Origin of the sequence: Microbispora catharanthi, assembly GCF_006334915.2 — a bacterium.
GTDB classification, from domain to species: Bacteria; Actinomycetota; Actinomycetes; order Streptosporangiales; family Streptosporangiaceae; genus Microbispora; species Microbispora catharanthi.
Map to the genome: position 1 here is coordinate 238,169 of NZ_VDMA02000014.1, position 26,867 is coordinate 265,035.

21 protein-coding genes are annotated in these 26,867 nt (G+C 69.8%); 12 read left to right on the top strand and 9 right to left on the bottom strand.

Annotated elements, in window-relative coordinates; translation table 11 throughout:
* The first annotated feature begins 159 nt into the window (after positions 1–159).
* Together FH610_RS25700 and FH610_RS25705 are read left to right on the top strand one after the other, a co-directional pair.
* Positions 160–402, top strand: a complete 243-nt coding sequence (locus FH610_RS25700; protein WP_139577380.1) for a hypothetical protein — start codon at positions 160–162, stop codon at positions 400–402.
* Between the two features lie 234 nt (positions 403–636).
* Positions 637–1,338 (top strand): hypothetical protein, encoded by a 702-nt coding sequence (locus tag FH610_RS25705; RefSeq protein ID WP_139577381.1) that lies wholly within the window; start codon positions 637–639, stop codon positions 1,336–1,338.
* A 293-nt stretch (positions 1,339–1,631) separates the two neighbouring features.
* On the opposite strand, the gene FH610_RS25710 is transcribed toward FH610_RS25705, so the two are convergent.
* The gene (locus FH610_RS25710) at positions 1,632–4,049 is read right to left on the bottom strand and encodes an RICIN domain-containing protein (RefSeq protein WP_205826051.1); all 2,418 of its coding nucleotides are present in this window, start codon (positions 4,047–4,049) and stop codon (positions 1,632–1,634) included.
* A gap of 446 nt (positions 4,050–4,495) precedes the next feature.
* Positions 4,496–4,972, bottom strand: coding sequence for a GNAT family N-acetyltransferase (locus FH610_RS25715; RefSeq protein ID WP_205826052.1), 477 nt, complete (start codon positions 4,970–4,972; stop codon positions 4,496–4,498).
* 566 nt (positions 4,973–5,538) lie between these two features.
* Between FH610_RS25715 and FH610_RS25720 the strand changes: the two genes are divergently transcribed.
* From FH610_RS25720 to FH610_RS25765, 10 genes are all read left to right on the top strand, one after another.
* Positions 5,539–6,180, top strand: a complete 642-nt coding sequence (locus FH610_RS25720) for a hypothetical protein (RefSeq protein WP_139577382.1) — start codon at positions 5,539–5,541, stop codon at positions 6,178–6,180.
* 352 nt (positions 6,181–6,532) lie between these two features.
* Positions 6,533–7,543, top strand: coding sequence for a conjugal transfer protein (locus FH610_RS25725; RefSeq protein ID WP_139577383.1), 1,011 nt, complete (start codon positions 6,533–6,535; stop codon positions 7,541–7,543).
* A 50-nt stretch (positions 7,544–7,593) separates the two neighbouring features.
* Positions 7,594–7,881, top strand: a complete 288-nt coding sequence (locus tag FH610_RS25730; protein ID WP_139577384.1) for a hypothetical protein — start codon at positions 7,594–7,596, stop codon at positions 7,879–7,881.
* Between the two features lie 22 nt (positions 7,882–7,903).
* A complete protein-coding gene (locus FH610_RS25735; protein ID WP_161628078.1) occupies positions 7,904–10,441 on the top strand; it encodes a TcpE family conjugal transfer membrane protein in 2,538 nt (845 codons plus the stop codon).
* A 30-nt stretch (positions 10,442–10,471) separates the two neighbouring features.
* Complete coding sequence (locus FH610_RS25740) at positions 10,472–12,949, top strand: ATP-binding protein (protein ID WP_139577386.1); 2,478 nt, start codon at positions 10,472–10,474, stop codon at positions 12,947–12,949.
* Entirely contained in the window at positions 12,946–15,483 is a 2,538-nt protein-coding gene (locus FH610_RS25745; protein ID WP_240809189.1) for a type IV secretion system protein, read from the top strand. Before FH610_RS25740 ends, FH610_RS25745 begins: the two co-directional genes overlap by 4 nt.
* On the top strand, positions 15,483–16,133 hold the full coding sequence (locus FH610_RS25750) for a hypothetical protein (RefSeq protein WP_139577387.1): 651 nt from the start codon (positions 15,483–15,485) through the stop codon (positions 16,131–16,133). The genes FH610_RS25745 and FH610_RS25750 overlap by 1 nt, the downstream gene beginning before the upstream one ends.
* Positions 16,130–17,281, top strand: coding sequence for a C40 family peptidase (locus FH610_RS25755; RefSeq protein WP_240809190.1), 1,152 nt, complete (start codon positions 16,130–16,132; stop codon positions 17,279–17,281). The genes FH610_RS25750 and FH610_RS25755 overlap by 4 nt, the downstream gene beginning before the upstream one ends.
* On the top strand, positions 17,278–17,679 hold the full coding sequence (locus FH610_RS25760) for a (deoxy)nucleoside triphosphate pyrophosphohydrolase (protein ID WP_139577388.1): 402 nt from the start codon (positions 17,278–17,280) through the stop codon (positions 17,677–17,679). The genes FH610_RS25755 and FH610_RS25760 overlap by 4 nt, the downstream gene beginning before the upstream one ends.
* A gap of 93 nt (positions 17,680–17,772) precedes the next feature.
* On the top strand, positions 17,773–18,807 hold the full coding sequence (locus tag FH610_RS25765; RefSeq protein ID WP_139577389.1) for a hypothetical protein: 1,035 nt from the start codon (positions 17,773–17,775) through the stop codon (positions 18,805–18,807).
* A 65-nt stretch (positions 18,808–18,872) separates the two neighbouring features.
* Here the strand turns inward: FH610_RS25765 and FH610_RS25770 are convergent, their stop codons facing one another.
* The 7 genes from FH610_RS25770 to FH610_RS25800 form a co-directional block, all read right to left on the bottom strand.
* Complete coding sequence (locus FH610_RS25770) at positions 18,873–19,625, bottom strand: succinate dehydrogenase/fumarate reductase iron-sulfur subunit (RefSeq protein ID WP_139577390.1); 753 nt, start codon at positions 19,623–19,625, stop codon at positions 18,873–18,875.
* Positions 19,625–21,511: a fumarate reductase/succinate dehydrogenase flavoprotein subunit gene (locus tag FH610_RS25775; protein ID WP_139577391.1), complete on the bottom strand. Its 1,887-nt coding sequence runs from the start codon at positions 21,509–21,511 to the stop codon at positions 19,625–19,627. Before FH610_RS25775 ends, FH610_RS25770 begins: the two co-directional genes overlap by 1 nt.
* 9 nt (positions 21,512–21,520) lie before the next feature.
* The gene (locus tag FH610_RS25780) at positions 21,521–22,306 is read right to left on the bottom strand and encodes a hypothetical protein (RefSeq protein ID WP_139577392.1); all 786 of its coding nucleotides are present in this window, start codon (positions 22,304–22,306) and stop codon (positions 21,521–21,523) included.
* A gap of 147 nt (positions 22,307–22,453) precedes the next feature.
* On the bottom strand, positions 22,454–22,891 hold the full coding sequence (locus FH610_RS25785) for a response regulator (RefSeq protein WP_139577393.1): 438 nt from the start codon (positions 22,889–22,891) through the stop codon (positions 22,454–22,456).
* A 6-nt stretch (positions 22,892–22,897) separates the two neighbouring features.
* On the bottom strand, positions 22,898–24,508 hold the full coding sequence (locus FH610_RS25790) for a sensor histidine kinase (protein ID WP_139577394.1): 1,611 nt from the start codon (positions 24,506–24,508) through the stop codon (positions 22,898–22,900).
* Complete coding sequence (locus tag FH610_RS25795) at positions 24,505–25,680, bottom strand: PP2C family protein-serine/threonine phosphatase (RefSeq protein ID WP_139577395.1); 1,176 nt, start codon at positions 25,678–25,680, stop codon at positions 24,505–24,507. Before FH610_RS25795 ends, FH610_RS25790 begins: the two co-directional genes overlap by 4 nt.
* Before the next feature lie 84 nt (positions 25,681–25,764).
* Entirely contained in the window at positions 25,765–26,691 is a 927-nt protein-coding gene (locus FH610_RS25800; protein ID WP_139577396.1) for a LysR family transcriptional regulator, read from the bottom strand.
* Positions 26,692–26,867 lie beyond the last annotated feature (176 nt).

The window sequence follows — 26,867 nt, forward strand, 5'->3', positions numbered from 1 at the left end:
GCTCATGCCTTCGGGGGCTCGTTCCGGGGCACATCTGGGGCACACGACCAGGCGTCATCTACCGCTCGGCGAGTCCGTTCCTCGGAGTCCGGCATCAGGTGACCATAGGTCGAGAGAACGAGGTTGGCGTTCTCGTGCCCCAGACGTTCGGCCACGACGATGACCGATTCATCCTGCATCAGGGTTCCGCCTCGGCATGGCGTCAGCCAGCGCCCGCACCTGGTCTACGGTCAGCGGGACGATCCGTTCCCGATGCGCGGTCGGCAACGTCAGCCGGACGACGGGCGAGCGGGTGACGGACTCGCACGTGCGGTCGGCGAGGTGAACAGCCGGCTGCGGCGCGACGAGTTCACCAGCGTGATTGTCGTCAGCCTGACGGATGTCGGCGGTTCGTGGCTGTGATGTGGGGGTGCAGCGCAACGCTCTGCTCCGTCCTGTTCCTCCGGAACGCGGAAGATGAAACCGCTGAAACGCAAAATCCCAGCTCACAAGCGGCGCCGGAGGTTTGCCGCAGCAGAGACGGGATGGACAGCCAAGGGCGTGGCTGTACGCCTACGAGCCAGCCATCGAGGCGTGACATGTCGATCGAAGGTAAGATCACCGCGCCCCAATCCTGGGCTAACTTGTGGAGAACCCGTGTCTCAGCCCCCATACGACTCGCGGGGATACCCGGACATAGACAGCCAATCTCGCCCGCCATACGCGGAGTCAGACGGCCAGCCCGAATACCAGGACAGCGGCCAACCGCCCGACCCCGCCTACCCCAGGCCTTCGACGTCTCCACCAACAAGGCGCGACGTCAGCAGGATCATCCTCATCGTTCTTGCCGGGCTGGCCATTGCCGTCGGTAGCGCTGCTGTCTTCAAGGACCACATCCAGCGCAGTGTGCAGACGCACGTCGTCGAACCGAAGACACTCAACGGTCGGCCCAAGTTCGTGGACACCGATTTTCGGGCGCTCGCCGACCAGACGGCTGCCGATGTGAAGAAGGGGATACCGGAAGCGACTGGCGTATTCACTGCCTACTATGGCGACCCGACAAGCCTGGTCATGATCGTCGGCCTGTCAGCTCACATCACCGCCCAGGACGCGAAAGCCAGACAGCTCATCGCCATCGTGGCCGACGGGCTGAAGGTCACCAACGTGAAGCCAGTCGAGCCGGGTCCGCTCGGTGGCGTCGCTAAATGTGGCGACGCTAGTGTCGCCGGCTTTCCGAGTGGCGTCTGCACCTGGGCCGACAGTGACACCATGGGGATGATCTTGATTTACCTCAAGTCTGGTGATCAGGCTGCGGCCGAATTCGTAAAGCTGCGCAGTGAGATCGAGCAGCGCAACTGACCCCGTCGAGCCACCTTGCCCCGCAGGGTCCAGGACGCAGCATGATCAGAGGAACGCTGGCCGCTGGGGGCACGTACGGGGCGCAAGACACCGTGAAACGTCGGCAACGAACGACCACCGACGTGAGACCAGAAGACCGCGCGACCAGCACGGAGAGCTCCGCACGCAGATCACCTGAGCGACGGTCAGAGTTCCGCTTCAACGTCTGACCCGGCGCGAGACCGCTCAGGCGGCCGGCCGGGTCCGCGCCGCGGGTTGCGGCGCGGACACGGCCGACCGGTGTCACCGCCGGTTCAGCTGCGCGACCACTTCTGGTTCGCGCCGCCGTTGCACGTCCAGATCACCAGCTGCGTGCCGTTGGCGGTGCCGGCGCCGTAGGCGTCCAGGCACTTGTTCGAGCCGACCCCGACGATCGTGCCGTCGGAGTTGAGCGTCCACTGCTGGTTGGCGCCGCCGTTGCAGTCGTAGATGTCGACCCGGGTCCCGTCCGCCGTGCCCTGTCCGTAGGCGTCCAGGCACTTGGTGCCGTAGACCATCAGCTGCTTGGACGGCGTGAGGGTCCAGGTCTGGTTGGCGCCGCTGTTGCAGTCCCAGAGCGCGACCTGGGTGCCGTTGGTCTGGGACGAGTTGGGGACGTCGACGCAGCGGCCGGAGGCCTGGCCCCTGATGGGGCCGACGCTGCTGTCGCCGTTTCCGCCGCTGGTCGCGGTGACGGAGAGGTTGTCGAACATGTCGGTCTGGTATCCGACCACTCCGAGCCCGACCTGTCCGGTGTAGTAGGAGCCGTCCGTCACCGAGCCGAGCGCGGCGCCGTCGAGGGTGGCGCTGATCTGGTTGCCCGAGAAGCTGAGCGTTACCGTGTGCCAGGTGTTGGTCCCGAGCGAGCCTCGGGAGCCCGAGGTTAGGGTGCTCACCGTGCCGGACGTGGTGCTCTTGGCGATGGACCAGGCTCCGGAGCTGTTCAGCCGCAACTGGTAGGCCGCCTGGTGGCTCTGCGGGCGCTGCTGCGTGTTCGCCCGCCCGAGCAGCGTGATGGTGCCGGCCTGCTGGAAGTCGACGTCCACGCTGACCTTGTAGTTGCTCCAGGACGGGTCGCCGACCAGGCCGAAGGCGTCGCTGTCGTCCTGCCATTCGATCGGACGCTGGGGGGTCACCTGCTGCAGGCACTGACCGGCGCGGCCGGCGGCGCAGGGCCGGACCTCGAAGGATCCCTGCATGTCGGAGAAGTACTTGGCCTCGGTGCGGGAGGCGTAGGCGTCGAAGTCGTCGGAGTACGGCAGAGCCAGCGGCGCGCTCGCCGGGCCGGCCTCCGTGCCCTTGCCCTGGCCGGTGGTCGTGGTCACCGAGTAGATCCGGTTCGGCTGCATGGTGAGTGAGTAGGAGCCGTTGCTGGGGGTGATGTCCGGCTGCCTGACGAACCAGTCGGCGGGGTTGTTCGAGCCGAGGTTGGTAGACCACACGTGCACGGTCCCGGTGCTCAGCCCACCTGTCACGCTGACGTTCACGGTCTGCGTGGTCGTCGACGTGGTGGTCTCGTAGATGGTCGAGTAGTCGGTGTTGTTCGTGGACTTCAGGGAGATGTAGCTGCCGTTGCTCCGGTTCCCGCCGAGGTATCCGCTCGCGGAGCCGGTGAGGAAGCGCCAGCCCGGCTGGGTGAACTGGGCGACCTGGGCGTTCGCCCACAGGCTGCGGCCCAGCTGATAGGAGCCCGACCACGGTGAGTTGGCGACCGCCAGGGCGGTGGTGTTGAAGGGCAGGTTCGGGTAGAGCGCGGCCACCAGCGGCCAGTTGACGAAGCCCGTCATCTGGCCGTCGAGGTATCCGCGGGTGATGCTGCGGATGTAGGGGGCCGAGCCGCTGATGTAGTCCTGCGATCCGAACTCGCTGTTCCAGATCGGCTTGCCGGTGGCCACGGCGTTCGCGCTGGACGGACACGAGGTGGCGTCGCCCAGGTAGCCGCACAGGTAGTGCGACCCGACCACGCCGACCGCGGCCTTGAACGCGGGGTCGCTCTGCATGTCGTCCGCGGTGGACAGGCCGAAGCTGTCGTCGCTGACGATCTGCACGTTGCCGTAGCCGTTGGAGTTTAGGGCCGACCGGAGGTTCTCGTACCAGGTCTTGTTGTGCCCGCGCTCGTTCCATCCGCCGATGTAGTTGATCGTCAGGCCGTGCTGCTTGGCGCAGTTGAGCCAGGAGATGTCGTAGTCGATCATGTCCTGGGACCAGAAGTTCCCGCCGCCGATCCAGCCCGGCGCGGTCCACGGCAGCGCGATCAGCTTGATGTTCGGGTTGCGCGCCACCGCCTGCTCGCCCAGCCAGAACTCGTAGCCGACGTTGCAGTTGATGTCACCGCGGGTGTGCTCGATGCTGGGCTCGGAGCCGTCGGTGGAGTTGGCGTCACCGCCGATCTCCAGTTTCAGCAACTGCACCGCCGCGCCGTACCCGGGCTTGAACAGGTAGTCCAGGATCTGTGAGCGCTGCGTCTCCGGGTAGTCGATGAGCAGCCGGGAGTTGCCGCCGCCGCCGCTGATCGCCCCCACCCCGTCGAACGTGCGTCCCGTCGAGCCGCCGTTCACCGTGATGGTCGTCGTGGCCGCCTGGGCCGCCGGCGCGGTCATCACCACGGCGCCGGCGCCGGTCACGGCCGCCGCGACCGTCGCCATCATGATGCGGACCCATTTCCTGTCGCCGACTAGTCGACGTTTGCGCATGCCGGACCTCCGGGGCTGTCCGTGTGGGGGATGAGTGACGGGCGGTTCGCCGGCCCTGCTGGATTCAGAGCGGTTGGCCCCAGCACGCTCGGCTCGATACCGTCGGTCACGCTTTCTGTTGGAAGCCGTTTGAAAATGTCAGAGCGGTTGGGACGTGTCAAGACATTGTCAGGATGGAAAGATGGCGTGTGAACGTGGTTGAACTGGCGTGCAGCGGAAACGTGCGTGTCGAACGTCGCCTGCTATGAATGTTTCAGGCGTACGCGTACGTTCGGTTGCGCTCGGTTATGGCAGAGATTGTTGGAACGCGAGCCAGCGAGGTTTCTGCGGCGCGGCGTCAGGTGATGCCTGCGATCCAGCGGTATGACCTCGGTCTCCAGCGCGGGCCGGACCGGTCCACGTCGCCAGGATGGCGATCAGGGTTCCGCTTCAACGTCTGACCCTTCTCAGACGAGGTCGCGGTAGTAGTAGAACATCGGCTCGGTCGCCCCGGGCTCGCTGTTGGCGAAGCCGTGCGCCTCGTAGAAGCGGCGGGTGTCGGTGTCCTCACCGTCGACGTTGATCTCGAGCGTCTCCGCGCCGCGTTCCCGCGCGACGCGGCACGCCTCTTCCAGCAGGGCGTGCCCGAACCGCTGTCCGCGCGTGCCGGGCCGCACGTACAGCTCGTCCAGGAGCGCGGCCGGACCCTCCTGCCAGACGTTGGGCCGGAAGGACAACACCGCGACGCCGACGGCAGGTTCGCCGGTGAGAAGGGCGACAAGGTGGTCCCCGGCGATCATTCGGCGGAGGCGCGCCGTGAGCACCTCCGTTCCCGGTGACGGCGTGTCGAACTCACGGTTGAAGGCGTCCAGCAACTCGGCGACGACAGCGGAGTCGGCCGCCGTCGCCCGCCGTACCAGGTGCTCTTGCCGAGGTGTGGCCACCTCCGCAACCTTCCTGCCCGGCCCGGCGGACCGCAAGATATTTTCGAGCATCCGCGGAAGAGGGCGGAGTCGCTGGCCGTGCGCGACCTCCTGGATCGGCTGCCTGAGGAGCACCGCAGGCACTGCTCGTCCTCGTCCTGGCGGCGACGGCGGGCTCCGGCGCTTGCGACGATCGGGAACTGGCGAAGATCATTGAGGATCCGCTGGTCCGGACGGTTCGCGTGGCGGACGTCACCTACGATCTCGAACGGCCCTGAGACGCCCGGGTCGTGCAAAGCGGCGGTCATGGCGTGAGCGGCATCACCCGCCACACCTCTCCCTCCGGTCAGATCCTCCACGACCGGCGGAAACGCTTGGGCCAACTGCCCTAGACGCATTCGTGAGGCTCGTTGAAGCATCGATATGAGGCCGTTTGGCGCGTAGTCGCCGTTTGAATCCCTTTTCGCGACAAATCTCATCGGTGCCGTAATCCGGCATGGCGGAAGGGGAGGCGGCCGAATTCGGGCACCGGGAAAAGCCCAGGTGGCCTGACCTGGCGAGGCCCGATCGGGCCCAAGGGGGGAACCATGCATCGGAAATCCGGACAGCTGGCTCTCGCGGCGATTTTCGCCTCGACGCTCACGGCCGGCGGAATCGCGCTGCTCGGCGGCACCGCCTCCGCGGCCACGAGCGAGCCCGGCGGCTCGGTGCGGGCGACGTCGTACACCACCACCATCAGCGAGCCGTTGCTGGCGACCGAGGCCGTGCCCATGGCTGGGACGGTGCCGATCGGCGTGCCGAGCATCACGATCGCGGAGTTCCCGGCGCAGTGGTCCGCCGGGCGGTACACCGGTTCGAGCCTGCGAAGCGAGGCGTTCCCGGGCATGGGCGCACCGATGGAGCAGATGGCGGAGGAGGCCCGGCAGAGCATCAGGGACGAGGCGAGCAGCGCCACACAGCAGATCATGCAGGAGGCGGCGAGCGCGCAGCAGCGCATCGAGCAGATGTCCCAGCGCGCGCAGCAGCGGGTGTCGGAGCAGGAGCAGTCACAGTCGCAGTCGTCGGCCGGCCAGTCGCAGAGCTCCTCGCTGCCGGAGAGCGCTCCGGGTAGCGCTCTGGGCAGTGCTCCGGAGAACGTCCCGCCGGCGATCTCGGGTCCGGAGAGCGCACCGCCGACGGGCATCCTGCCGAAGTCGGGCGAGTCGTCCTCCTCTGGGGCGTGCCAGTGAGGGCGCAGGCGTAGTTCGCGACACGACGGCCCCGCTCCGTGCGGGGCCGTCGTGGTGCGTACGGTCGGTTTCGTTATGCCTGCGAGCTGCGAAGACAGCAATAGGTGGCGGTTAGGTAATCGATGCCCCCGCTGGCCAGGCGTAACGTGCTTTTCCGCGGAGTGGATAGGTGTGGGGCGCCTCTACGGGATGTAGACCTGGTTTGCTCGGTCGCGGCGATGCTTGCACCATGGGCGTGGCTTACCTGGAAGAATTGGCGAGACCGCTAGGGTGAATACTTCAATGCGGTTAACCGGATCGAGAGCAAGAGGAAACCGCGCCAGCCGGAGGGATCGGCGCGAGCGGAGGCGTGATGGCTCGCAGGTCAGACGTCCAGCAGGATCCTCGGATCGCTGGCGACCCTGACCCGTACCCACTGGAAGGCTTCGAGGCGGCGAGCGCCGCGCACGGCACGGCCCCCCGCCGCAGAGGCTGGAGCGGCGGTGGAGGCCGCTGGCTCGTCTGGACCGGGCGGGTCATCCTCTGGGCACTGATCGTCGTCATCCTGGTCAACGGCATACGCGCCCCGTTGGAACGGCTCGCGGGGGACGATCAGCCCACCACGACGCCGACCGGCACGGTCACGTCCGGGTTCCCGGCGACACAGGCGGCGGCCTTCGCCAACCAGTTCGCGGCGGTCTACCTCAACTACGACGCGGCCAGCCCCCAGCAGCGCGCGGAACGGCTGAAGTCGTTCCTGCCGGAAGGCGCCGACGAGCAGTTCGGCTGGAACGGGTACGGACGCATGTCGGCGGGAGCCTTCCAGTTCGCCGGGATCGACGTGATCGACGACCACAACGCCCGGGTGACCGTGACGTACCAGTCGGGGGGCAGCCGTGGTCTGCTGTCCGTGCCGGTCTACTACGACAACGGCAGGTTCGTGGTCTCGGCCCAGCCGGCTCTGCTGCCCGCGCCGGGGCCGGCGGGCCTGCCGCAGCTCCCGGACCCCGACCGCGACTCCGCCACCGAGGCCGAACTGCGTCCCCAGCTCGAAGGCTTCTTCAAGGCGTACGCCGCGGGCAACCAGGTCGACCTCCAGCGTTACGTCGCGAGCGGGGTGACCGTCAACGGGTTCAACGGAGAGTTCACCCTCGCCGAGCTCAAGGACGTCGTGGTGCCGCCGGGCGGTGCCGACAGCAGGAAGGTCACGGCGGTGGTCGTGTGGGCGGTGGCGTCCGGACAGTCGACGGCGGTGGCGAGCCCGTCGCAGGATCCGGCGGCGCAGCCGGCCGGTCTCGAGCAGGCCTATCAGTTGACGATCGAAAAGCAGGGCGGCAAGTGGTTCGTCAGGGACATCCAGGGTGCGAACCGGTCCGTGGGGTAGCGCATGCCCGGCAAAGACATCGCTGATCCATACCCCCGGGAGGGCGAGAGTTGATACTGAAGACCATCGCGGACCACGTCCTTGATCTTGCCGCGCCGTCACCGGCGCCGACGACGGGCATCAACACCGAAGGTCTCGCCGACTTCCTCCGGAAGTTCTTCGCTCCGCTCTTCCTCGCGGTCGTCTCCGTCGTGGCGATCTTCTTCCTCTTCACCCGCGAGATCACCAGGTTCGTCCAGTTCATCATCCTGGCGATCGCGATTGGTGTGATCTTCTACGTTCCCAACATCATCGAGGTGACGGCGAAGGCGATCGCGGGCGCACTTGGCATCAAGTGATCGGGCGGAGAGGAGGTTCGGGGTGGATCTGCCCACATATACCAATATCTGGCGCATTGAGAAGCGGCTGTACAAGCTGTACGACCTACGGCTGCCAATGCCGCTTCCGGTCGTCTGGATCGGTGTGTTCGTGGGTGTCTCCGTGCCGTGGTGGGTCTTCCTCTACCTGATCGGACTGCCGTTCGCGGCCCCCTGGCACGTCATCTACCTCGTTCCTCCGGGCGTGCTCACCTGGCTGTCCACCCGTCCCGTCATCGAGAGCAAGCGCCTCACCGAGCTGCTCCAGTCGCAGCTCCGCTACATGAGCGAGCCCCGGACCTGGTGCCGCATGGCCCCGTTCGACGAGCCGGACGAGATCGCCCTCACGGCGCGCGTCTGGCGGACCACGCCGCCGGCCGCGGCGGCGCACGCCAGGGCGGCCCGTAAGGCGCGCCGCCCGGTCTCGGTCAAGGTGCCCGTCCCGAAGGTCTCCAGGACCGGCGCACGGGCGGCTTCGGGCGCCGCCGCGCGGGTGGGCGCGCACCAGGTGGACCCCTCGCGTGTCGTCCGCCCGGCCGTGGCGGCCGCGGCGGCAGCCGCCGCGCCGGTCACCGACACACCCCCCGCCACCCCCTCCCGCGGCGGTGCCGCCGCCCGGGCCGGCGCCACCGGTGACCGCGTCTTCTACCTCACGGAACCGTCCGCACCGCCCGCGCACCCTGCGGAGCCGCAGATCGGGCACGTCACCGGCCCGGATCGCGACCACGAGCCGCACGAGGGGCACGGCGGGGGACGTGACGCCCACGAGAGCCATCAGAGCCATGAGAGCCATGAGCAGGGCTCTGTGCAGGGCTCTGTGCAGCAGGCGCTCCCTGCCGCTCCCGCCGAGGCTTCGGAGGCGCCCGCCGTCCCGCCCATCGGCACCGAGACGCTGCGCCGCCTGCGCCGGCTCGCCGCTTCGGCCGAACCCCGCGCCGTACGGCCGCCCGGTGCGGCCTCCTTCACCGAGTCGGCCACGGTGGAGCCGGCGCAGGAGGAGCGTCCCGGCGACGCGCGTACGCACGACGCCGACACCATCGACACCATCAACACCAGCGACACCGCAGAGAGCGCAGAGACCGCCGACGACGCGGACCCGGAGAACACGGCACAGCGGGACGCCGAGGCCCTTGAGCAGCACCGCAAGGGCCGTCCGCCGAGGCTCGTGCGCCCCCGCGTGCCGGCGGGTACGGAGACGGACGAGGACGTGCCGGCCGGGCGGGCCGTGATGGAGGTCGCGGCCGCGGCGGCTCCTCCGGCGGACGCCACGACCGAGCACGCACCGGCGGCCGACGCCTCCGACGCCTCCGACGCCTCCGACGGTTCCAGGCAGGACACGCCCACCTGGATCAGGCCGTCCCACGCGCCGCAGGAGGTTCCGGACGACGCCGGTCTCGGCGCGCACCCCGCCTCGTACCCTGCGCGGGAGAGGACGCATGCGCCGGGGTCCAGGCCGTACGAGAGCGCCACGGGCAAGGGGGAAGTGACGCCGCCTCCGGCCGGTCCGGCGGGGGTGTCGATCCGGGCCGTGCCCGCGGGGCCCCGCGCGGCCGGCCCGGCCGGTCCCGCCCGGCCGTCGCTGCCAACCCCGGGAACGACCACCCCCGGCAGGGCGTCGCACGAGGAGCCGCCGCGGTTGCGCCGCGTCGAGGCCGTCGTCGGGCGCGACACCTCGGGCGGCTGGCGGCGCCTGGCGCAGGTCGTCGTGGGCGGCAGCCGTACGGACGGCATGGAGGCCGACGAGGCCCGGACCCGCATCCCGCTCACCACGAGCAGGCGGATCATGGTGCTCGGCTGCACGGGCGGCGCCGGGCAGACCACCACGGCGTTAATGCTGGGCCACACGCTGGCCCGTTATCGCGAGGACCGCGTGCTCGCGCTCGACGCGAACACCGGAGAGGACACGCTCACGACGAGGATCGCCGCCGAGTCCCCCGAGACGCTGAGCTCGCTCATCGAGGGCTCGGAAGAGGTGACCGGCTACCTCGGCATGCGGGCGTACACGACGCGCTGCGAATCGGGACTGGAGGTCGTCGGGGCGGACACCGACGACCGGGTGACGCAGCGCCTGGCGGAACGCGCGTTCCTGGCCGACTGGCGCAGGACGCTCGCCGCGCTCGACCGGCACTACCGGCTTACCGTGATCGACCCCGCGGCCGCGCTGGCGGCCCGGCTCCTGCCGTACGCCGACCAGCTCGTGCTGGTCGCCCCCGCGAGCGAGGACGCCTCCGAGGCGGTGGCGATGACCTACGAATGGCTCGACGGGCACGGCTGCTCCGACCTGCGGCGCCGCGCCGTGATGGTGATCAACGGCGTGAGCCGCCGCAGCCTCCCCGACGTGGAGCAGGCCGAGGCGGTGGCCAGCGGCCGCTGCCGGGCGATCGTCCGGGTGCCCTGGGAGGACGAGCTGGCCCCCGGGCGGCCGGGACCGGTCGACGTCAATCACCTCCGAATGGGCGGCCGCAGGGCGTACGTTGCGCTTGCGGGAGTGATCGTGAGCGGTCTGGCGGCTGTCCAGGCCAAGCAGGAGGTGGCCAGATGAGGGGCGAGCGAGGAAGCTGGTGAGAGGTCGATGAGCAGGGCGCGCAGTCGCCTCGCGGTGCGTTACTTCGACGATCGCGTTCTCCTCACCGACTCGGCGGCCTGGGCCTACTTCCGGCTGCCGACGGTGAGTTACGAGTTCCTCACCCCCGAGGAGCGCGAGGCGCTGGCCACCAACGTCACGATCGCGCTGGCCGCGATCAGGATGCCCGACGCCGAGGTGCACCTGCGGATCGCGCACCGGGCCTACCCGGCGGCGGAGTGGGCGATGGCGCTCAACTCGACCTCCGACGAGGGCCCGGGCTGGCGGGAGTACCTGGAGGAGATGTACCGCCACGTCTGGGCCAAGGACTTCTGGAGCAAGGAGATCTACCTCGGCGTACGGCTCGGGCCGCGCGGCGCGCAGCTCGGCACCGGCGTGCTGGCCCAGCTCTTCGGCTTCTACCAGCGCAGCGAGAAGGCGCTCGGCATCGAGGACGACCACGTGCCGGACAAGGAGATCGCGCGGTGGACCGAGGCCGCCGAGCGGCTCGGCCGGGCCCTGGCCTCCAGCGCGTTGTACGCCCGCCACGCCACCTCCACAGAGATTGCCTGGCTGTTCCAGCACGCGGCGGCGGGCGGCCTCGGCGAGCCGCTGGCCTCGGCCACGCCGCGCCGCAGGTGGGGCAAGGGCGAGATCGAGGCGCTGGTCGAGGGGCAGATCCACAACGGCAGGTCGCTGCTGCGGATCGAGCAGCCGGCCGGAGACTCCTACACGGCGCACCTGTCGTTCGCCCGGTTCCCCGATCTCATGCCGTTCCCCGACGGCGAGCCGTGGCTGCACTTCGCCGACCAGTTGCCGTTCCCGGTGGAGGTCTCCAGCCGGATGCGGCTGATCCCCCCGGTCAGGGCGAGCAAGGACGTGGCGCGCAAGCTGGCCCACGCCCGCGACATGGACATCCACATCCGTGAGGCGGGCGCGGAGGCGCCGCTCGCGCTGGCCGAGCAGATCGACGCCGCCCGCATGCTGGAGCACGGCATCACCAAGGAACGGCTGCCGTTCGTGTACGGCTGGCACCGGCTGAGCGTCAGCGCGCCGACCGAGGAGATGTGCGTCCAGCGGGTCGAGGCCGTCGTGGAGCACTACCGCGACCTCGGCATCGACGTCGTCAACTCCACCGGCGACCAGTTCTCGCTGTTCTGCGAGGCCCTTCCCGGCGAGCGACTGCGGGTCAACGCGTACGCCCAGCGGCAGCCGCTGCGCACGATCGCGGGCGGCATGGCCACCGCGACCGTCGAGCTCGGCGACCGGGTGGACGAGTCGAACGCTGGATGGATCGGGCCGTACGTCGGGGAGACGCTGGGACGGGCGCGCAGCATCGTGCACTTCGACCCGCTCGTCGCGGCGGCGCGCAACCGCCCCACCGCCATCGCGATCACCGGCGAGCCGGGCGGCGGCAAGACCACGCTCGCGCTGCTGCTGATCTACCAGATGGCGCTGCGCGGCGTCACGATCGCGGTCATCGACCCCAAGGGCGACGCCGAGTCGCTCGTGCGGCTGCTGCGCAACCGGGGCCGCAAGGCCAGGGTCATCCCGCTGGGGTCGGCCGCGCCGGGCCTGCTCGATCCGTTCTCGTTCGGCGACGACATCGCGACGAAGAAGACGATGGCCACCGAGACCCTGCGGCTGCTGCTGCCGAGGATGTCGGAGGAGCGCGAGTCCGCCATGATCCAGGCGGTCGCCGCGATCTCCAACGAGCCCGATCCCTCACTGGGCAAGGTGGTGGACCACCTGGAGCAGTCCACCGACCCGGCGTCCAAGAACCTCGGCGCCGTGCTGCGGTCGATGTCGGAGATGCACCTGGCCAGGCTGTGCTTCGACGCCTCGGGCGGCGAGCAGGTCGACACCGAGGGCTGGACGACCGTGTTCACGCTGGGCGGCCTCACACTGCCCGACGTGATGACGGCCAGGGACGACTACTCCTACGAGCAGCGGCTGTCGGTCGCGTTGCTCTACCTCGTGTCGCAGTTCGCGCGCCGCCTGATGAACGGGCTCGACCGGCGCACACCGAAGGCGATCTTCCTCGACGAGGCGTGGGCGATCACATCGACCCCCGAGGGCGCCAAGCTCGTGCCGGAGGTCTCCCGGATGGGCCGCTCGCGCAACACGGCGCTCGTCCTGGTCTCGCAGAACGCCGGTGACCTGCTCAACGAGCAGGTGACCAACTGTCTGTCGTCGGTCTTCGCGTTCCGTTCGACGGAACGCGTGGAGGTCGAGCACGTGATGGAGCTCCTCGGCGTGGACCCGTCGGAGGAGCACAAGGCGGTGCTGCGCTCCCTGGGCAACGGGGAGTGCGTCTTCCGGGATCTGGACGGCCGGGCCGGCCGTATCGGGGTGGACCTTATCTCGGAGGAACTGCTGCGCTGGCTTGACACCAATCCGACACACGACAAACCCAACGAGAACGTGCATGATCTTCTTGACGGGGGCTCCGGTCGGTCGGGGGTCGCGCAGGAGGTGCGATCGTGAGCGTGGGCAGGAACGGTCCGAAGGGCCGCACCAGGGAGGGTGCCAGACGCGGCAGGAGGATTCGCCGGAGCCTGGCGCTGCTGTTCGTCGCGTTCGCGGCGTTCGTGACGCTGCCGCTGGTCTTCCCCACCGGCACGGCGAGCGCGGTCGGGCCCTGCGACCTGTCGCCCAGCCTCGCTCCCGAGATCGTGGGCGGCGGCGTCGACGGGCTGGTCCAGCCGCCGTCGACCGAAGAGACGACGGCCGCCGGCCAGGGGACCCAGCAGAACACCACCCAGGCGCCGAAGCAGCCGGCGACCAACTACGAGCGGTACGGCATGGCCGGCCAGTTCTGGCACACCTACGACCTCGGGTGCTCCGACGTCACGGCCGTGCTCGGCAACGCGTGGGCCAACACGGTCTTCTCGTGGGCCAAGGCCGTCGACCGGCTGACGATCAGCACCTACCAGGCGGCGGCCACCGAGGGCCCGCTGCAGCCCATCAAGGACGTCGCCGACGAGATCGTCACCAACCTCGCCAACGCGATGTACTGGCCATATCTGCGGCCGATCGTCATCCTCGGCGCGATCTGGCTGGCGTGGTACGGCCTGATCCGCAAGCGTGCGACGACGACCACCGAGGGCGTCATCTGGATGGTTCTCGCCGTCACGGTCGCCATCTGGTTCTTCAGCCGCCCCGGTGACTTCACCAGCCTCGGCAAGACCGTGACCGACAAGACCGGCGAGATCGTGAACTCGGCGTTCTCCGGGCTGCCGGGGGCGGGCGGCGCGTCCTGCCTGCCGATGAAGGAGACCGCGCCGGGCGAGGTGCCGAGCGCTCCGACGGCGGGCGGCTACGGCCGCCAGGGGACGCCCGGCGTGGAGCAGAACGCCGACGCGCTGTGGTCGGTCCTGGTCTGCAAGCCGTGGCTGATGGGCGAGTTCGGCACGGCCGACCCCGACTCCGGTCTCGTGAAGGGTCTGGGCGCCAAGCTGCTCAACCTCCAGGCCATCGACGCCGCTGAGCAGGCCGCCGATCAGACGCCGGCCTCCGACTCCCACCAGCAGCGGTTCGAGGCGGAGGTCGCCAAGCCGATGCAGAGCACCCCGGCGTACTTCCTGTTCCAGGGCAAGGACTGGACCAGCCGCCTGGGCATCGCGATCGGCGCGTTCATCGCGGCGATGGTCGCCGGTCTGCTCATCTTCCTCGTCGCGGTGTCGCTGCTCGTCCTGAAGGTCGGCTTCCTGCTGCTGCTGATGCTCGGGCCGATCTTCCTGTTGATCGGCGTGCATCCGGGCTCCGGCCGCATCATCGCCATGCGCTGGGTCGAGATGCTGGTCGGCACCCTGCTGCGCCAGGCGGTGCTGGCCCTGGTGCTCGGCGTCCTCGTGTACGGCTACGCGCTGATCATCTCGACCAGCTTGCCCTGGGGCATGCAGATCCTGTTCATGGCGCTGCTGACGATCGCGGTCTTCTTCTACAGACGGCCGTTCCAGCATCTGTTCGCCTCGATGGACGGGCACACGCTCACCACCCGGATGCTCGGCGAGGCCGCCACCGCGCCGACACTCTCGCGGGCGGCCAACGCGCTGCCGCCGGTCGCGGCGGCCCGGGCGGCCCGGTGGGGCCTGCGCAAGGCCGAGCCGGTCATCGGCGCGGCCGCGATGGCGACCGGCGCGGGCACGGCGGCGGCCGCCGCGGCGGGGGTGGCGCAGGGCCGCGTGCGCGGGGAGGAGGGCGCGGGCAACGTGCCCGCCCAGGCCGGAGCGCGTGCGGGGGCGCAACCCGCGCCGCTCGACGCCGACGCGCAGGGGGCCGGTCGCCGCAAGGCCGGGGTCACCGCCTCACGTCCGGGCACGGCCCCGCCGCTCAACCTTTCGGGAGTGCGGCCCGCCGGATCCGTACGGGCGGCCGTGCCGTCCGGCCCGGGCACGTCCTCCGCCGTCCAGGCCGCGTCCGCCGCGGCGTCGTCCGGCGCAAGCCCGGCGGCCCCACCGCAGCGGGTCACCGGCGCCTCTGCCGTGCCCGCGCCGTCCGCCGCTGCACAGCCCGCACCGTCCCGCGGCCGTCCGAGTGGCGGATCGAGCGGCGGATCGAGTGGCGGGTCAAGCGGTGGTTCCAGCGGTGGTTCGGGTGGCGGCTGGTTCAGCGGCAGGTCCGGCGGCTGGGCCTCCCGGCCGTCGTCCAGCAGGCCGTCCGGCGGGAGCTCGGGCGGGTTCTTCGGCGGTTCGCGCGGCCCGTCGGGCGGGTCGAGCAGGTCGGGCGGCTCTGGCGGCTCGGGTGGCCTGTTCGGCGGCTCCTCCGGCAGGTCCTCGAACAGGTCGTCCGGTGGTTCGTCCGGTGGCCTGTTCGGCGGATCGTCCCGGCGGGGCGACGGCGGCCGTTCCCGGCCCGCCCCGCCGCGTGACTCCGGTTCGTCCGGCGGCTCGTCCTCCAGCCGTCCCCGGTCGGCCGAGCCGCCCCCGCTCTGGCTGCCGAGCAGGGGAGGAGAGGGCACGCGCCGCGACAGCGACGCGCCGACCCCGTTCTGGGCCAAGCCCGCCGACGACGACTGATGAGAAGCCGGAACAGTGATCGGGGGAAGGGCATCGCCTTCGCGGCGGCCGTCGTGGTGCTCGCCGCCGTCGGCGCCTACCTCACGATGAGCCCGCCGTCGAGCTCCTCCTCCGGGGGCGACGAGCAGACGAGGGAGCAGTCCGTCGTGACCACCCCGCGGGCGACGGCCGCGGTCCGGGAGCCCAGCCCGGTGGCCACGACTCCCGGCGCCTTCGACGTGTACGCGTACCTGCCGCTGTCGAGGGAGGAGATCGGCGCGGCGGCCGACCTGGCGCGCCGCTTCACCGAGGCGTACGGCACCTTCTCTCCCGGCGAGGAGCCGGCGGCGCGGGCCGACCGGCTGAAGCGGTTCGCGACCGACGAGTTCGCCGGCCAGCTCACCAGGACCGTCACCGACCCCGCGGTGGTGGAGCAGAACGAGGCCGACCAGGTGACCTCCAAGGGGTCGGCGAAGGTGACGACGATCCGTGACATGACGGCCGACCAGGTGGTGTTCGTCGTCGACTCGGTTCGTCACGTGACGGACAGGAACGGCCAGAAGGACGTGCCCGAGCGGTTCGCCGTGACCGTGATCAAGGCGGGCACCGACTGGCGGGTGTACGACCTGCAACTGGCCGACGCCGGTCAGGACGGGGACAGCTCGCCGTGACCGCCCCGCCGCGCATCACTTCGTCCGGCGCCTCGACGCGCGTCGTACGCAGGCTCGCGTCGGCGGGGCGCGACTGGCGGACGATCGCCGTGGCCCTCATCGTGATCGTCCCGGCCACGCTGTTCGGCTCGATCATCCTGATGACCCCCAGCCCGTCGATCCTCTTCGGCGGCGGCGCGGCGGAGAACTGCGCCGAGGCGGCCACGGGGGAGGGCGCCGCCGACGTCTCGCAGACGGCCCAGGGGGACATCCCGGACGACTATCTGGAGCTCTACAAGAAGTTCGGCAAGCAGATCGGCGTGCAGTGGAACGTCCTGGCCGCCATCGGAAAGCGGGAGACGAACCACGGCCGCTCGACGCTGCCGGGGGTGCGCAGCGGCACCAACTACGCGGGGGCCGCGGGGCCGATGCAGTTCCTCGTCAGCACCTGGGGCGGCCAGGCCAAGATGAAGATCGAGCCGGGCATCAACGGCTACGCCTCCGACGGCGACGGGGACGGCTACGGCGACGTCTACAACCCGGCGGACGCCATCCTCGGCGCGGCCAAGATGCTCAAGCGCAACGGCGCGCCCGACGACCTCAGAAGGGCGATCTTCGTCTACAACCGGGCCACCTGGTACGTCGACCAGGTGCTGGAGATCGCCAAGCGCTACGCGGCGACCGGGGACATCGGCGTGCCGCCCGAGGCCGACCCGGCCTGCGACTCCGGCTATGTCGACAGCGCCCCCGACGACGTCGTACGCAAGATCATCGAGTACGCTCTGGCGCAGCGGGGCAAGCCGTACCGGTGGGGCGGCACAGGCCCGGACGCCTTCGACTGCTCGGGGATCATCTACATGGCCTACCGCAACGCGGGTCTGACCATTCCCCGCACGACCTTCGGCCAGTGGCCCTTCGGCATGAAGATCGAGGAGGGTCAGGAGCAGCCCGGCGACCTCGTCTTCTTCAACGCCGGTCCCGGCACGTCCAAGGACAGTCCAGGGCATGTCGGGATGGTCGTGTCGCCCGGCAAGATGATCGAGGCGCGGTGCACGCTGTGCGGGCCCATCAAAATCTCGACGTACCGCGACCGGCCCAACATCGTGGGCTTCACCCGGCCGCTGGAGAACGAGACGGTCATCGCGCAACTGAAGCGGGCGCAGACGTGACGGGCACGCGGCTCGTCGTCGGGGCCGCGATCGTCGAGGGCGGCCGCCTCCTGGCCGCCCAGCGGTCCGGACCCCCGGCGCTGCGCGGCGGCTGGGAGTTTCCCGGCGGGAAGGTCGACCCGGGGGAGGACGAGCGCGCGGCGCTGGTTCGCGAGTGCGTCGAGGAGCTCGGGGTTCAGGTCGTCCTCGGACCCCGTGTCGGCGGGGACTGGCCGCTGGATAACGGTTACAGGATGCACGTGTGGTTCGCCACCGTCGTCGCGGGCGTGCCCCGCCCGCTGGAGCACCTCGCGCTGCGCTGGCTGGAGCCGCACGAGTTGTACGACGTCCCCTGGCTTCCGGCGGATCTGCCGGTCGTCGCCGCGATCGAGAAGCTGCTGCCGAGCCGGGATGCATAGTCGCCGAATCGTTCGCAAGATCCGGCTTTGCTCCTCCTTGCACCGAACTACAATCGGTCTTGACCTCGAAGCCGGGCCGACAGGAGGCGAGCCGTGATCGGACGCGCGTACATGAGAGCCGCGTCCTCGGCTGTCGCGTCGGTGGCCATCGCCACGCTGGCGATCGTGGCCGTGGGCCCGGTGATCGGCGCCAACGCCGACCCGGTGGAGCCGTGCGACCCCACTACGGACCCCCAGTGCGCCGTGGTCACGGTCACCGTCACCCAGACGCCGCCGGCCACCTCCTCGGCGGATCCGAGCCCCACGGCCGAGCCCGTGGTGACCAAGACCGTCACCATCACGCCGACGCCGAAGCAGACCAAGACCAAGACGCCCAAGGCGGTCCCGACGACGACCGCTCCCCCCGCGTCCACCACGGAGCAGAACCCGCCGCAGTCGACGCAGACGTTCCCCACGCCGACCGACCTCTCCGTTCCGAATCCCAGCCCGAGCCCGGAGGACAACGGGCAGGTGAGCCTGCCCCCCGCGTCGACCCCGACGCCGGACACGGCGCAGCAGACCCCCAGCGCGGGCGTGTCGTTCGAGCAGCCCGATCCCGAGACGGTGCCGATCGAGATCCGCAACGCGTCTCCCGAGTATGACAAGCCGACGCTGGCCCATCGGCTCGCCATCCCCGCCGGGGTGCTCGTGGGCATCGCGCTGATCGCCTGGCTGATCTTCGAAGGCCGGCTGCGCCGGATGGCGCACGCCGCCGCGGTACGGCGAGGAGGCCCGGCCGCGGCACGGACGCCGGCTCCCGAGGTGGCGGCCTACCCGGCGGCGGCCACCCCCGGCTACGCGCCGATGATGGGCTTCGTGCCCGTCCAGCCCTACACCATGAGCTATCCGCAGCAGCCCTACGGCTACCCGGTGCCGTACGGCTATGCCCAGCCGTACGGGTACCCGGTGGCCGACCCCGCCCAGATGCAGGCGCAGCAGTACCCGGGCCCGGCCCCGGCGCCCCAGGGCGCGGCAGATCCGTGGAGCCAGGCGGTCGGCGAGGCCCAGGCCGGGGTCTGGACCGAGGCCACCCGGCCCGGCCACCTCCCGCAGCCGCCCGTGGGCGAGGACCCGACCACCCAGCGCTGACGAACACAGCGCTGACGAACAGAAAGGCGCCGATCGGACGGACCGATCGGCGCCTCTGATAGGGCTCAGCGCTGGCGCTTGAAAATCTTCGAGCCCAGCCAGACCAGCGGGTCGTACTTCCGATCGACCACGCGCTCCTTCATCGGGATCAGCGCGTTGTCGGTGATCTTGATGTGCTCCGGGCAGACCTCGGTGCAACACTTGGTGATGTTGCAGTAGCCCAGGCCGTGCTCCTCCTGCGCCGACTCCTTGCGCTCCGCCACGTCGTACGGGTGCATGTCGAGCTCGGCGATCCGCATGAGGTAGCGCGGGCCGGCGAAGTTCGGCTTGTTCTCCTCATGGTCGCGGATCACGTGGCAGACGTTCTGGCACATGAAGCACTCGATGCACTTGCGGAACTCCTGCGAGCGCTCGACGTCGACCTGCTGCATGCGGTACTCGCCCGGCTTCACGTCGGCGGGCGGCGTGAACGAGGGGATCTCGCGGGCCTTCTGGTAGTTGAACGACACGTCCGTCACCAGGTCCTTGATGACCGGGAACGTCCGCAGCGGCGTGACCGTGATGGTCTCGCTCTCCTCGAAGGTGGACATCCGGGTCATGCAGCCCAGCCGGGGCTTGCCGTTGATCTCCATCGAGCACGAGCCGCACTTGCCGGCCTTGCAGTTCCAGCGAACCGCGAGGTCGGGGGCCTGCGTGGCCTGGAGCCGGTGGATGACGTCGAGGACGACCTCGCCCTCGTTCACCTCGACGGTGAAGTCCTCCAGGCGGCCCTCGCCGCCCTCGCCGCGCCAGATGCGGAACTTCGCCTTGTATCCCATCACGACTCCTTGACCGCGGCGTCGTATTCCGCCAGCTCTTCCTCGGTGAGGTACTTCTCCAGCTCGGAGCGCTCGAACAGACCGATGAGGTCGCCCCGCATGGACGGCTGGACCCTCTCCTCGACCGTGATGGACGTGCCGTCCGGCTTCGCGGAGCAGACCAGCAGCTTGCGCCGCCACTCGGCCGACATGCCGGGGAAGTCGTCGCGGGTGTGGCCGCCGCGGCTCTCCTCCCGCAGCAGCGCGGCCTTCGCCACGCACTCGCTGACCAGCAGCATGTTGCGCAGGTCGAGCGCGAGGTGCCAGCCGGGGTTGTAGATCCGGCTGCCCGAGGAGGCGGCGTTCTTGGCCCGCTCCTTGAGTTTCTCGACGACCTGGAGGGCCTCGCTGATCTCCTCCGACTTGCGGATGATGCCGACCAGGTCGTTCATCGTGCGCTGCAGCTCGTGGTGGACCTCGTACGGGTTCTCCCCTCCGCTCCGCTCCAGCGGGGCCAGGGCCTCGTCCTTGGCCTCCTCGACGCCGGTCACGGTGGGCCGCTTGGCCAGCCCGTCCACGTACGCCGCGGCTCCCGCGCCGGCCCGGCGGCCGAACACCAGCAGGTCGGACAGCGAGTTGCCGCCGAGGCGGTTGGAGCCGTGCATGCCGCCGGAGACCTCGCCGGCCGCGAACAGGCCGGGGACCGACGCCGCACCGGTGTCGGCGTCCACCTCGACGCCGCCCATGATGTAGTGGCAGGTCGGGCCGACCTGCATGGGCTCCTTGGTGATGTCGACGTCCGCCAGCTCCTTGAACTGGTGGTGCATCGACGGCAGCCGCTTGGTGATCTCTGCGGCGGGCAGGCGGGTGGACACGTCGAGGAACACGCCGCCCTGCGGTGACCCGCGCCCGGCCTTCACCTCGGCGTTGATCGCCCTGGCCACCTCGTCACGCGGCAGCAGCTCCGGAGGACGGCGGTTGTTGGCCTGGTCGTTGTACCAGCGGTCCCCCTCCTCCTCGGTCGTGGCGTACTTGTCCTTGAACACGTCCGGGATGTAGTCGAACATGAAGCGGCGGCCCTCGGAGTTGCGCAGGACGCCGCCGTCGCCGCGCACCGACTCGGTCACCAGGATGCCGCGCACCGACGGGGGCCAGACCATGCCCGTCGGGTGGAACTGGATGAACTCCATGTTGATGAGCTTCGCGCCGGCGAGCAGGGCCAGCGCGTGACCGTCACCGGTGTACTCCCAGGAGTTCGACGTGACGACGTAGGACTTGCCGATGCCGCCGGTGGCCAGCACCACGGCGGGGGCGTCGAAGACGATGAAGTCACCCGTCTCACGCCAGTAGCCGAAGGCCCCGGAGATTGCGTCCCCGTCCTTCAGCAGCCGGGTGATCGTGCACTCGGCGAAGACCTTGATGTACGCCTCGGGGTCGCCGTGCAGCTTCTCGTCCTCCTGCTGCAGGGCGACGACGCGCTGCTGGAGGGTGCGGATCAGCTCCAGACCGGTGCGGTCGCCGACGTGGGCGAGGCGCGGGTACTCGTGGCCGCCGAAGTTGCGCTGGCTGATCTTGCCGTCCTTGGTGCGGTCGAACAGCGCGCCCCAGGCCTCCAGCTCCCAGACGCGGTCCGGGGCCTCCTTGGCGTGCAGCTCAGCCATGCGCCAGTTGTTGAGGAACTTGCCTCCGCGCATGGTGTCGCGGAAGTGCACCATCCAGTTGTCGCTCGGGTTGACGTTGCCCATCGCCGCGGCGGCGCCGCCCTCGGCCATGACCGTGTGGGCCTTGCCGAACAACGACTTGCAGACGATCGCCGTCCGCTTGCCCTGCTGCCGCGCCTCGATCGCCGCGCGGAGCCCCGCTCCACCGGCCCCGATGACGACGACGTCGTATTCGTGACGCTCCACTTGAAATCCTTAAGCGAACGGGAAGTTGATGACGCCCTTGGCGACGAGCCGGACGTACAGGTCGGCGATCATGACCGAGAACAGCGAGGCCCAGGCGAACTGCTGGTGCCTGGCGTTGAGCTTCGAGACCAGGGTCCACGCCTTGTAGCGCAGCGGGTGCCTGGAGAAGTGGTTCAGGCGCCCGGCGGTGATGTGACGGCACGAGTGGCAGCCGAACGTGTAGCAGAGAATCAGGGCCGCGTTCGCGAGCAGGATCCAGCTGCCCAGCCCGGCGGGCTTGTGCACCAGTGCGAGCACCGCGTCGTACGTCAGGATCAGGCCGATGACGATGGCCAGGTAGAAGAAGTAACGGTGGATGTTCTGCAGGATCAGCGGCAGACGCGTCTCACCGGTGTACTTCCCGTGCGGCTCCGCCACGGCGCACGCCGGCGGCGACAACCAGAACGACCGGTAGTAGGCCTTGCGGTAGTAGTAGCAGGTGAGCCGGAAACCGCCCGGCAGGCCGAGGATCAGTATTCCGGGCGGCAACGTGTACCAGTCGCCGAACGGGGCGAGCCCGAACAACCGGGCCCCCTCGGGACAGGACGTCGCCAGACACGGCGACGAGAAGGGCGCGATGTACGGGTCGACGAAGTAGCTCTTGTCGAAGATCGCCCAAAATCCATAAATCAAGAACAACAGGAGTCCGGCGAACGTGAACGCCGGAGCCAGCCACCATCGATCGGTTCGAAGCGTGCGCACCCTGATCTGTGCGCGTTGTTTCCTTGCCGCGCTCTCGGCCGTTGTCTGGGTCATCGGAGACCTTCCACCCTCACTGACTCCGCGCACGCCGGAGTGACCGCGCCGTACTGCTCAGGCCGTGCGCGTTATTGGTGGGGCACACATTACGACGAGCACATCACGAAGTGTGAGGAGGGTCACTCCTCCCCGCTGTGATCTCGGTCACTTCCCCGGCAGCTTGACCACGGTCACGAAGAATTCGTCGATCTGCCGTACTACCCGGGTGAACTGGTCGAAATCCACGGGTTTGGTGATGTACGCGTTGGCGTGCAGGTTGTATCCCCGCAGGATATCCTGCTCGGCCTCCGATGTGGTGAGGATCACAACGGGAATGCTCCGCAGCGAGGGATCCTTCTTGACCTCCTCCAGCACCTCGAACCCGTTCACGCGCGGCAGGTTGAGGTCGAGCAGCACCAGGTCGGGCCGGGGCGCCGAGTCGTACTGCCCCTCGGCGCGCAGGAAGGCCAGCGCCTGCTCGCCGTCGTTGACCACGTGGAGGTTGTTGCCGACCTTGTTGTAGGAGAACGCCTCCTGGCAGAGCAGGACGTCGCCCGGGTCGTCCTCGACCAGGAGGACCTCGATCGGGCGGTACTCATTCATCGGCGCTCACTCATCGGGGTCTCCCAGGGCCGGCAGGGTCCAGCGGAACGTGGCTCCGGCGTCCTCGTTCGTGTCGAGCCAGATCCGGCCGCCATGATATTCGACGATTTTGCGGCACAGGGCCAGTCCGATGCCCGTCCCGGGATAGACGTCCCTCGGGTGCAGGCGCTGGAAGATCAGGAAGATGCGGTCGGCGTACTTCGGCTCGACGCCGATCCCGTTGTCCGAGCAGCTGAACTCCCACATGTCGCCGTCCCGCCGTACGCCGATGTGGACGCGGGGAGGCTCCTCGGAGCGGAACTTGAGCGCGTTGCTGACGAGGTTCTGGAAGAGCTGCGTCAGCAGCGTGCGGGTGCCGACGACCTTGGGCATGTCGTCGTGGGTGACGGTCGCGCCGGTCTCCGACAGCCGGGCGTCGAGGTTGCGCAGGGCGCCGGCCAGCGCGTCGCCCGTGTCCATCTCCTCCGGTTCGCCGCCGACCCGGCCCACCCGCGAGAAGTCGAGCAGGTCGTTGATGAGCAGCTGCATGCGGCGCGCGCCGTCGACCGCGAAGCCGATGTACTGCCGGGCGCGGTCGTCGAGCCGGTCGGCGTAGCGCTGCTCCAGCATCTGGGTGAAGCTCGCCACCTTGCGCAGCGGCTCCTGCAGGTCGTGGCTGGCCACGTAGGCGAACTGCTCCAGCTCGCGGTTGGAGCGCTTGAGCTCCTCGGCCTGCTCGGCGAGCTGCTGGCGGGCCTCGACGGACGACTGCCACTCGGTCATGATCCGGTGGCGCATGCCGTCGATGTGGCCCGACAGCTCCCACAGCTCGGCCGGCCGCTCGACCCCGAGCTCGTGGTCGAAGTCGCCCGCGGCCACGGCCCGGACCTGCCGGGTCAGCCGCGCGATCGGGCCCACGACCGCGCGGCGCACGATCAGCGCGCAGAACACGATCGCCAGCACCATCGCGCCGACCAGCGCCGCGACCGCCCCATAGATGGTGTTCCAGCCGGAGTAGAGCCGACCTCTGGCGACGTCGTGCAGCCGCCCCAGCAGTGCCTGCTGCGTGTCGAGCGCGCTCCTGACCGCCGAGTAGCGCTGGAGGTTGCTCTTGGCCAGGTCGGTCAGCGGGCTCGGACCGCTCTTGAGGGTCCGCGCGACCACGGGCTCGGCGTAGTCGCGCCGCCAGGCGGTCGTGGCGTCGGTGATCTCGCGGATCTGGCGGCGGACGCCGTACCCCTGGGGCAACTGGGGGACGAGCCTGGCGATCTCGTCGGCCGCCGACCGCTCCTCGGCGACCCCCTGGCGGTAGGAGTCGAGGTACTGCTGCTCGCCGGTGAGCCCGTACCCGCGGATCGCGCCCTCCTGCGCCTGCACCGCCCGGGCGACGCGCAGCGTCTGCAGGGCGGCGGGGTCGACCGCGTCGACGAGGGTCTGCCGGGCCTCGTGCGTCGCGGAGAGCGCGAGCAGGATCGCGCTGACCGCGATCACGAAGATGAGCAGGACGCCCGTTCCGGCGAGCACGAACCAGCGGCTGACCGGCAGGCGCGCGCCCCGCGCGGACGGCGCCAGCGGAGGCAGCGGGGCCGGTGCCGTCGCCTGCGCCTCCGCCTCCTCTGGGGGCTCCGGCGCCCTCACGCCCCGCTCTCCCGTACGTCCTGCTTCTCATGGCCGCGGGCGACGAGGACGGCCGCGACGTCGTCGTGCATGGCGCCGTCGAGACTGGCGATGATGCGGTCGAGGTCGATCCCGGCCTGGGCGCGGATCAGGTTCGCGAGCCCCTCGGTGCCGAGCAGGTCGCGGTTCTCGCCGACCGTGGCCTCGATCAGCCCGTCGGTGTAGAGCAGCAGCGACCACCGATCGCCCAGGGTGACGTCGATGGGCGTCCACACGATGTCCGGGAAGATCCCGAGCGGCGGGCCTGACGGCGTCTCGGTGACCACGCCGAGCACGCCGTCGCGCAACAGCAGCGGCGGCGGGTGACCGATCACGTGCAGGCGGGCGGTGGTCAGGTCGGGGGCGATGGTCGCGGTGCACATCGTGGTGAAGATCTCCGGCGACTTGCGCTCGTGCCGCAGCAGCGTGTCGAGCGTGCGCAGCACGTCGTTGCCGCTCTGCCCGGCCAGCACCAGCGTGCGCCAGGCGATGCGCAGCGCCGTTCCGAGGGCGGCCTCGTCGGGCCCGTGCCCGCACACGTCGCCGATCAGCACGTGCACCGCCCCGTCGGGCGTCTGCACGGTGTCCCAGAAGTCGCCGGCCAGCAGCCCGCCCGTACGTCCGGGAAGGTAGCGGGCCTGGTGGTGGAGGAGCATGGGGTCGAGCAGGGGGACGGGCAGCAGGCCGCGTTCTAGCCGGGAGTTCTCCTTGCTGACGATGCGTTCCTGCAGGAGTTCGCGCATGGCGAGGTCGGCGCGCTTGCGCTCGATGGCGTAGCGGATGGCGCGGATCAGCAGCCGGGCGTCGACGTCCTGCTTGACCAGGAAGTCCTGCGCTCCGGCGGCGACCGCCTCGATGCCGACGTGGGCGTCCCCCAGCCCGGTCAGGACGAGCACCGCCGTGTCCGGGGCCATGGCGAGGACCTGCTGCAGCGCCTCGAACCCGGATGCGTCGGGAAGGGAGAGGTCGACGAGCACGCACTGCACGTCGTCGGTGAGCCGCGCGCGTCCCTCGGCGAGCGTCCGTGCCCAGGTGATCTTCGGTGGCCTCTCGGCGCCCGCCAGCAACTCCTCGACGAGAAACGCGTCACCGGCGTCGTCCTCGATCAGCAGGAGGGTGAGCGGATCGGGCAGATCAGGGGAGACCGGGGTCACGAACGCCTCTCGTCAGCGTCGGCATCATCGTCGTGCAGCATCGTGTTGCACAAACCTATCGTCTGGGAACCGCTCGGTTAGGGGTCACACGTCAACGAGCGCCTCTATTCCCTGGGGGAGGGTCCCATCACGCGCGGCCTCGCCGAGGAACGACAACAGCGTCCCACGGAAGGCCTGCGCCGCCCGAGTCGGCTCCACGTCCTTGCGGTGGGCGAGTGCGACCGTACGGCGCAGCCCGGGCAGCAGCGGCGTGCCCGTCAGCCTCGGCCGGTTCTCCAGCACCATCGAGGGCACCACCGCGATGCCCAGCCCCGCCTCGACGAACCGCAGCACCGCGTCCATCTCCCCGCCCTCCACCGCGAAGCGCGGCTCGAACCCCGCCTGCCGGCAGGCCGCCAGCGTCGCCTCGCGCACGTCGTAGCCCCTGCGGAACATGACCATGGGCCGTCCGCGCAGGTCCTCGATCCGCATGTACGACCTGCGCCCCGGGGCCGACGCGGAAGCCACGACGAGGTTCTCGCTCAGGATCTCCCGGGTCACCAGGGACGGGTCGCTGCTCTGCAGCGGCAGGATGATCAGCGCCAGGTCGAGCTGGCCCCGGGCGAGGTCGCGGACGAGGTCGCGGGACCCGCCCTCCTCGACCTTCAGCTCCACGCCGGGGTAGTCGCGGTGGAAGCGGGCCAGCGCGTCGGCCAGCAGCCCGGCGCACAGCGAGGGGGTCGCGCCGAGGCGCACCCGCCCCCGCCGCAGCCCGGCAAGCTCGGCGACCTCGCGCCGGGCGGTCTCCGCGTCGGCGAGCATGCGGCGCGCGAGCGGGAGCAGCGCCTCACCCGCCGCGGTGAGCGTGACGTTGCCCCGGGCCCGGCTGAACAGGGGCGCCCCCAGCTCGGTCTCGAGACTCTTGATCTGCTTGCTCAGTGACGGCTGGGCGACCCGCATCCGCTCCGCGGCCTGAGTGAAGTGCCGCGCCTCGGCCACGGCCATGAAGTAGGCCAGTTGCTGGAGCTGCACATTCAATAGCCTAGGGCTATCGCCAAAGTCGGCTCGATGCGCCCCCGTGGTGTGGACGCGATGTGAAATTCGTCGCACACCCTCGGGACCTTCGACTCTTGGAAACCGTGCGGGACAGAGCGCATAGCCGGGGGCTATCGAAACCAGACCTGTCATGACTTGGACGTCTGAACAGC

What these genes read in the sequence shown, in the direction of transcription:
- FH610_RS25700 (WP_139577380.1), top strand. Translation starts at nt 160, where the DNA reads ATGACCGATTCATCCTGCATCAGGGTTCCGCCTCGGCATGGCGTCAGC.
- FH610_RS25710 (WP_205826051.1), bottom strand. Translation starts at nt 4,049, where the DNA reads ATGCGCAAACGTCGACTAGTCGGCGACAGGAAATGGGTCCGCATCATG.
- FH610_RS25720 (WP_139577382.1), top strand. Translation starts at nt 5,539, where the DNA reads ATGCATCGGAAATCCGGACAGCTGGCTCTCGCGGCGATTTTCGCCTCG.
- FH610_RS25725 (WP_139577383.1), top strand. Translation starts at nt 6,533, where the DNA reads ATGGCTCGCAGGTCAGACGTCCAGCAGGATCCTCGGATCGCTGGCGAC.
- FH610_RS25740 (WP_139577386.1), top strand. Translation starts at nt 10,472, where the DNA reads ATGAGCAGGGCGCGCAGTCGCCTCGCGGTGCGTTACTTCGACGATCGC.
- FH610_RS25750 (WP_139577387.1), top strand. Translation starts at nt 15,483, where the DNA reads ATGAGAAGCCGGAACAGTGATCGGGGGAAGGGCATCGCCTTCGCGGCG.
- FH610_RS25770 (WP_139577390.1), bottom strand. Translation starts at nt 19,625, where the DNA reads ATGGGATACAAGGCGAAGTTCCGCATCTGGCGCGGCGAGGGCGGCGAG.
- FH610_RS25780 (WP_139577392.1), bottom strand. Translation starts at nt 22,306, where the DNA reads ATGACCCAGACAACGGCCGAGAGCGCGGCAAGGAAACAACGCGCACAG.
- FH610_RS25785 (WP_139577393.1), bottom strand. Translation starts at nt 22,891, where the DNA reads ATGAATGAGTACCGCCCGATCGAGGTCCTCCTGGTCGAGGACGACCCG.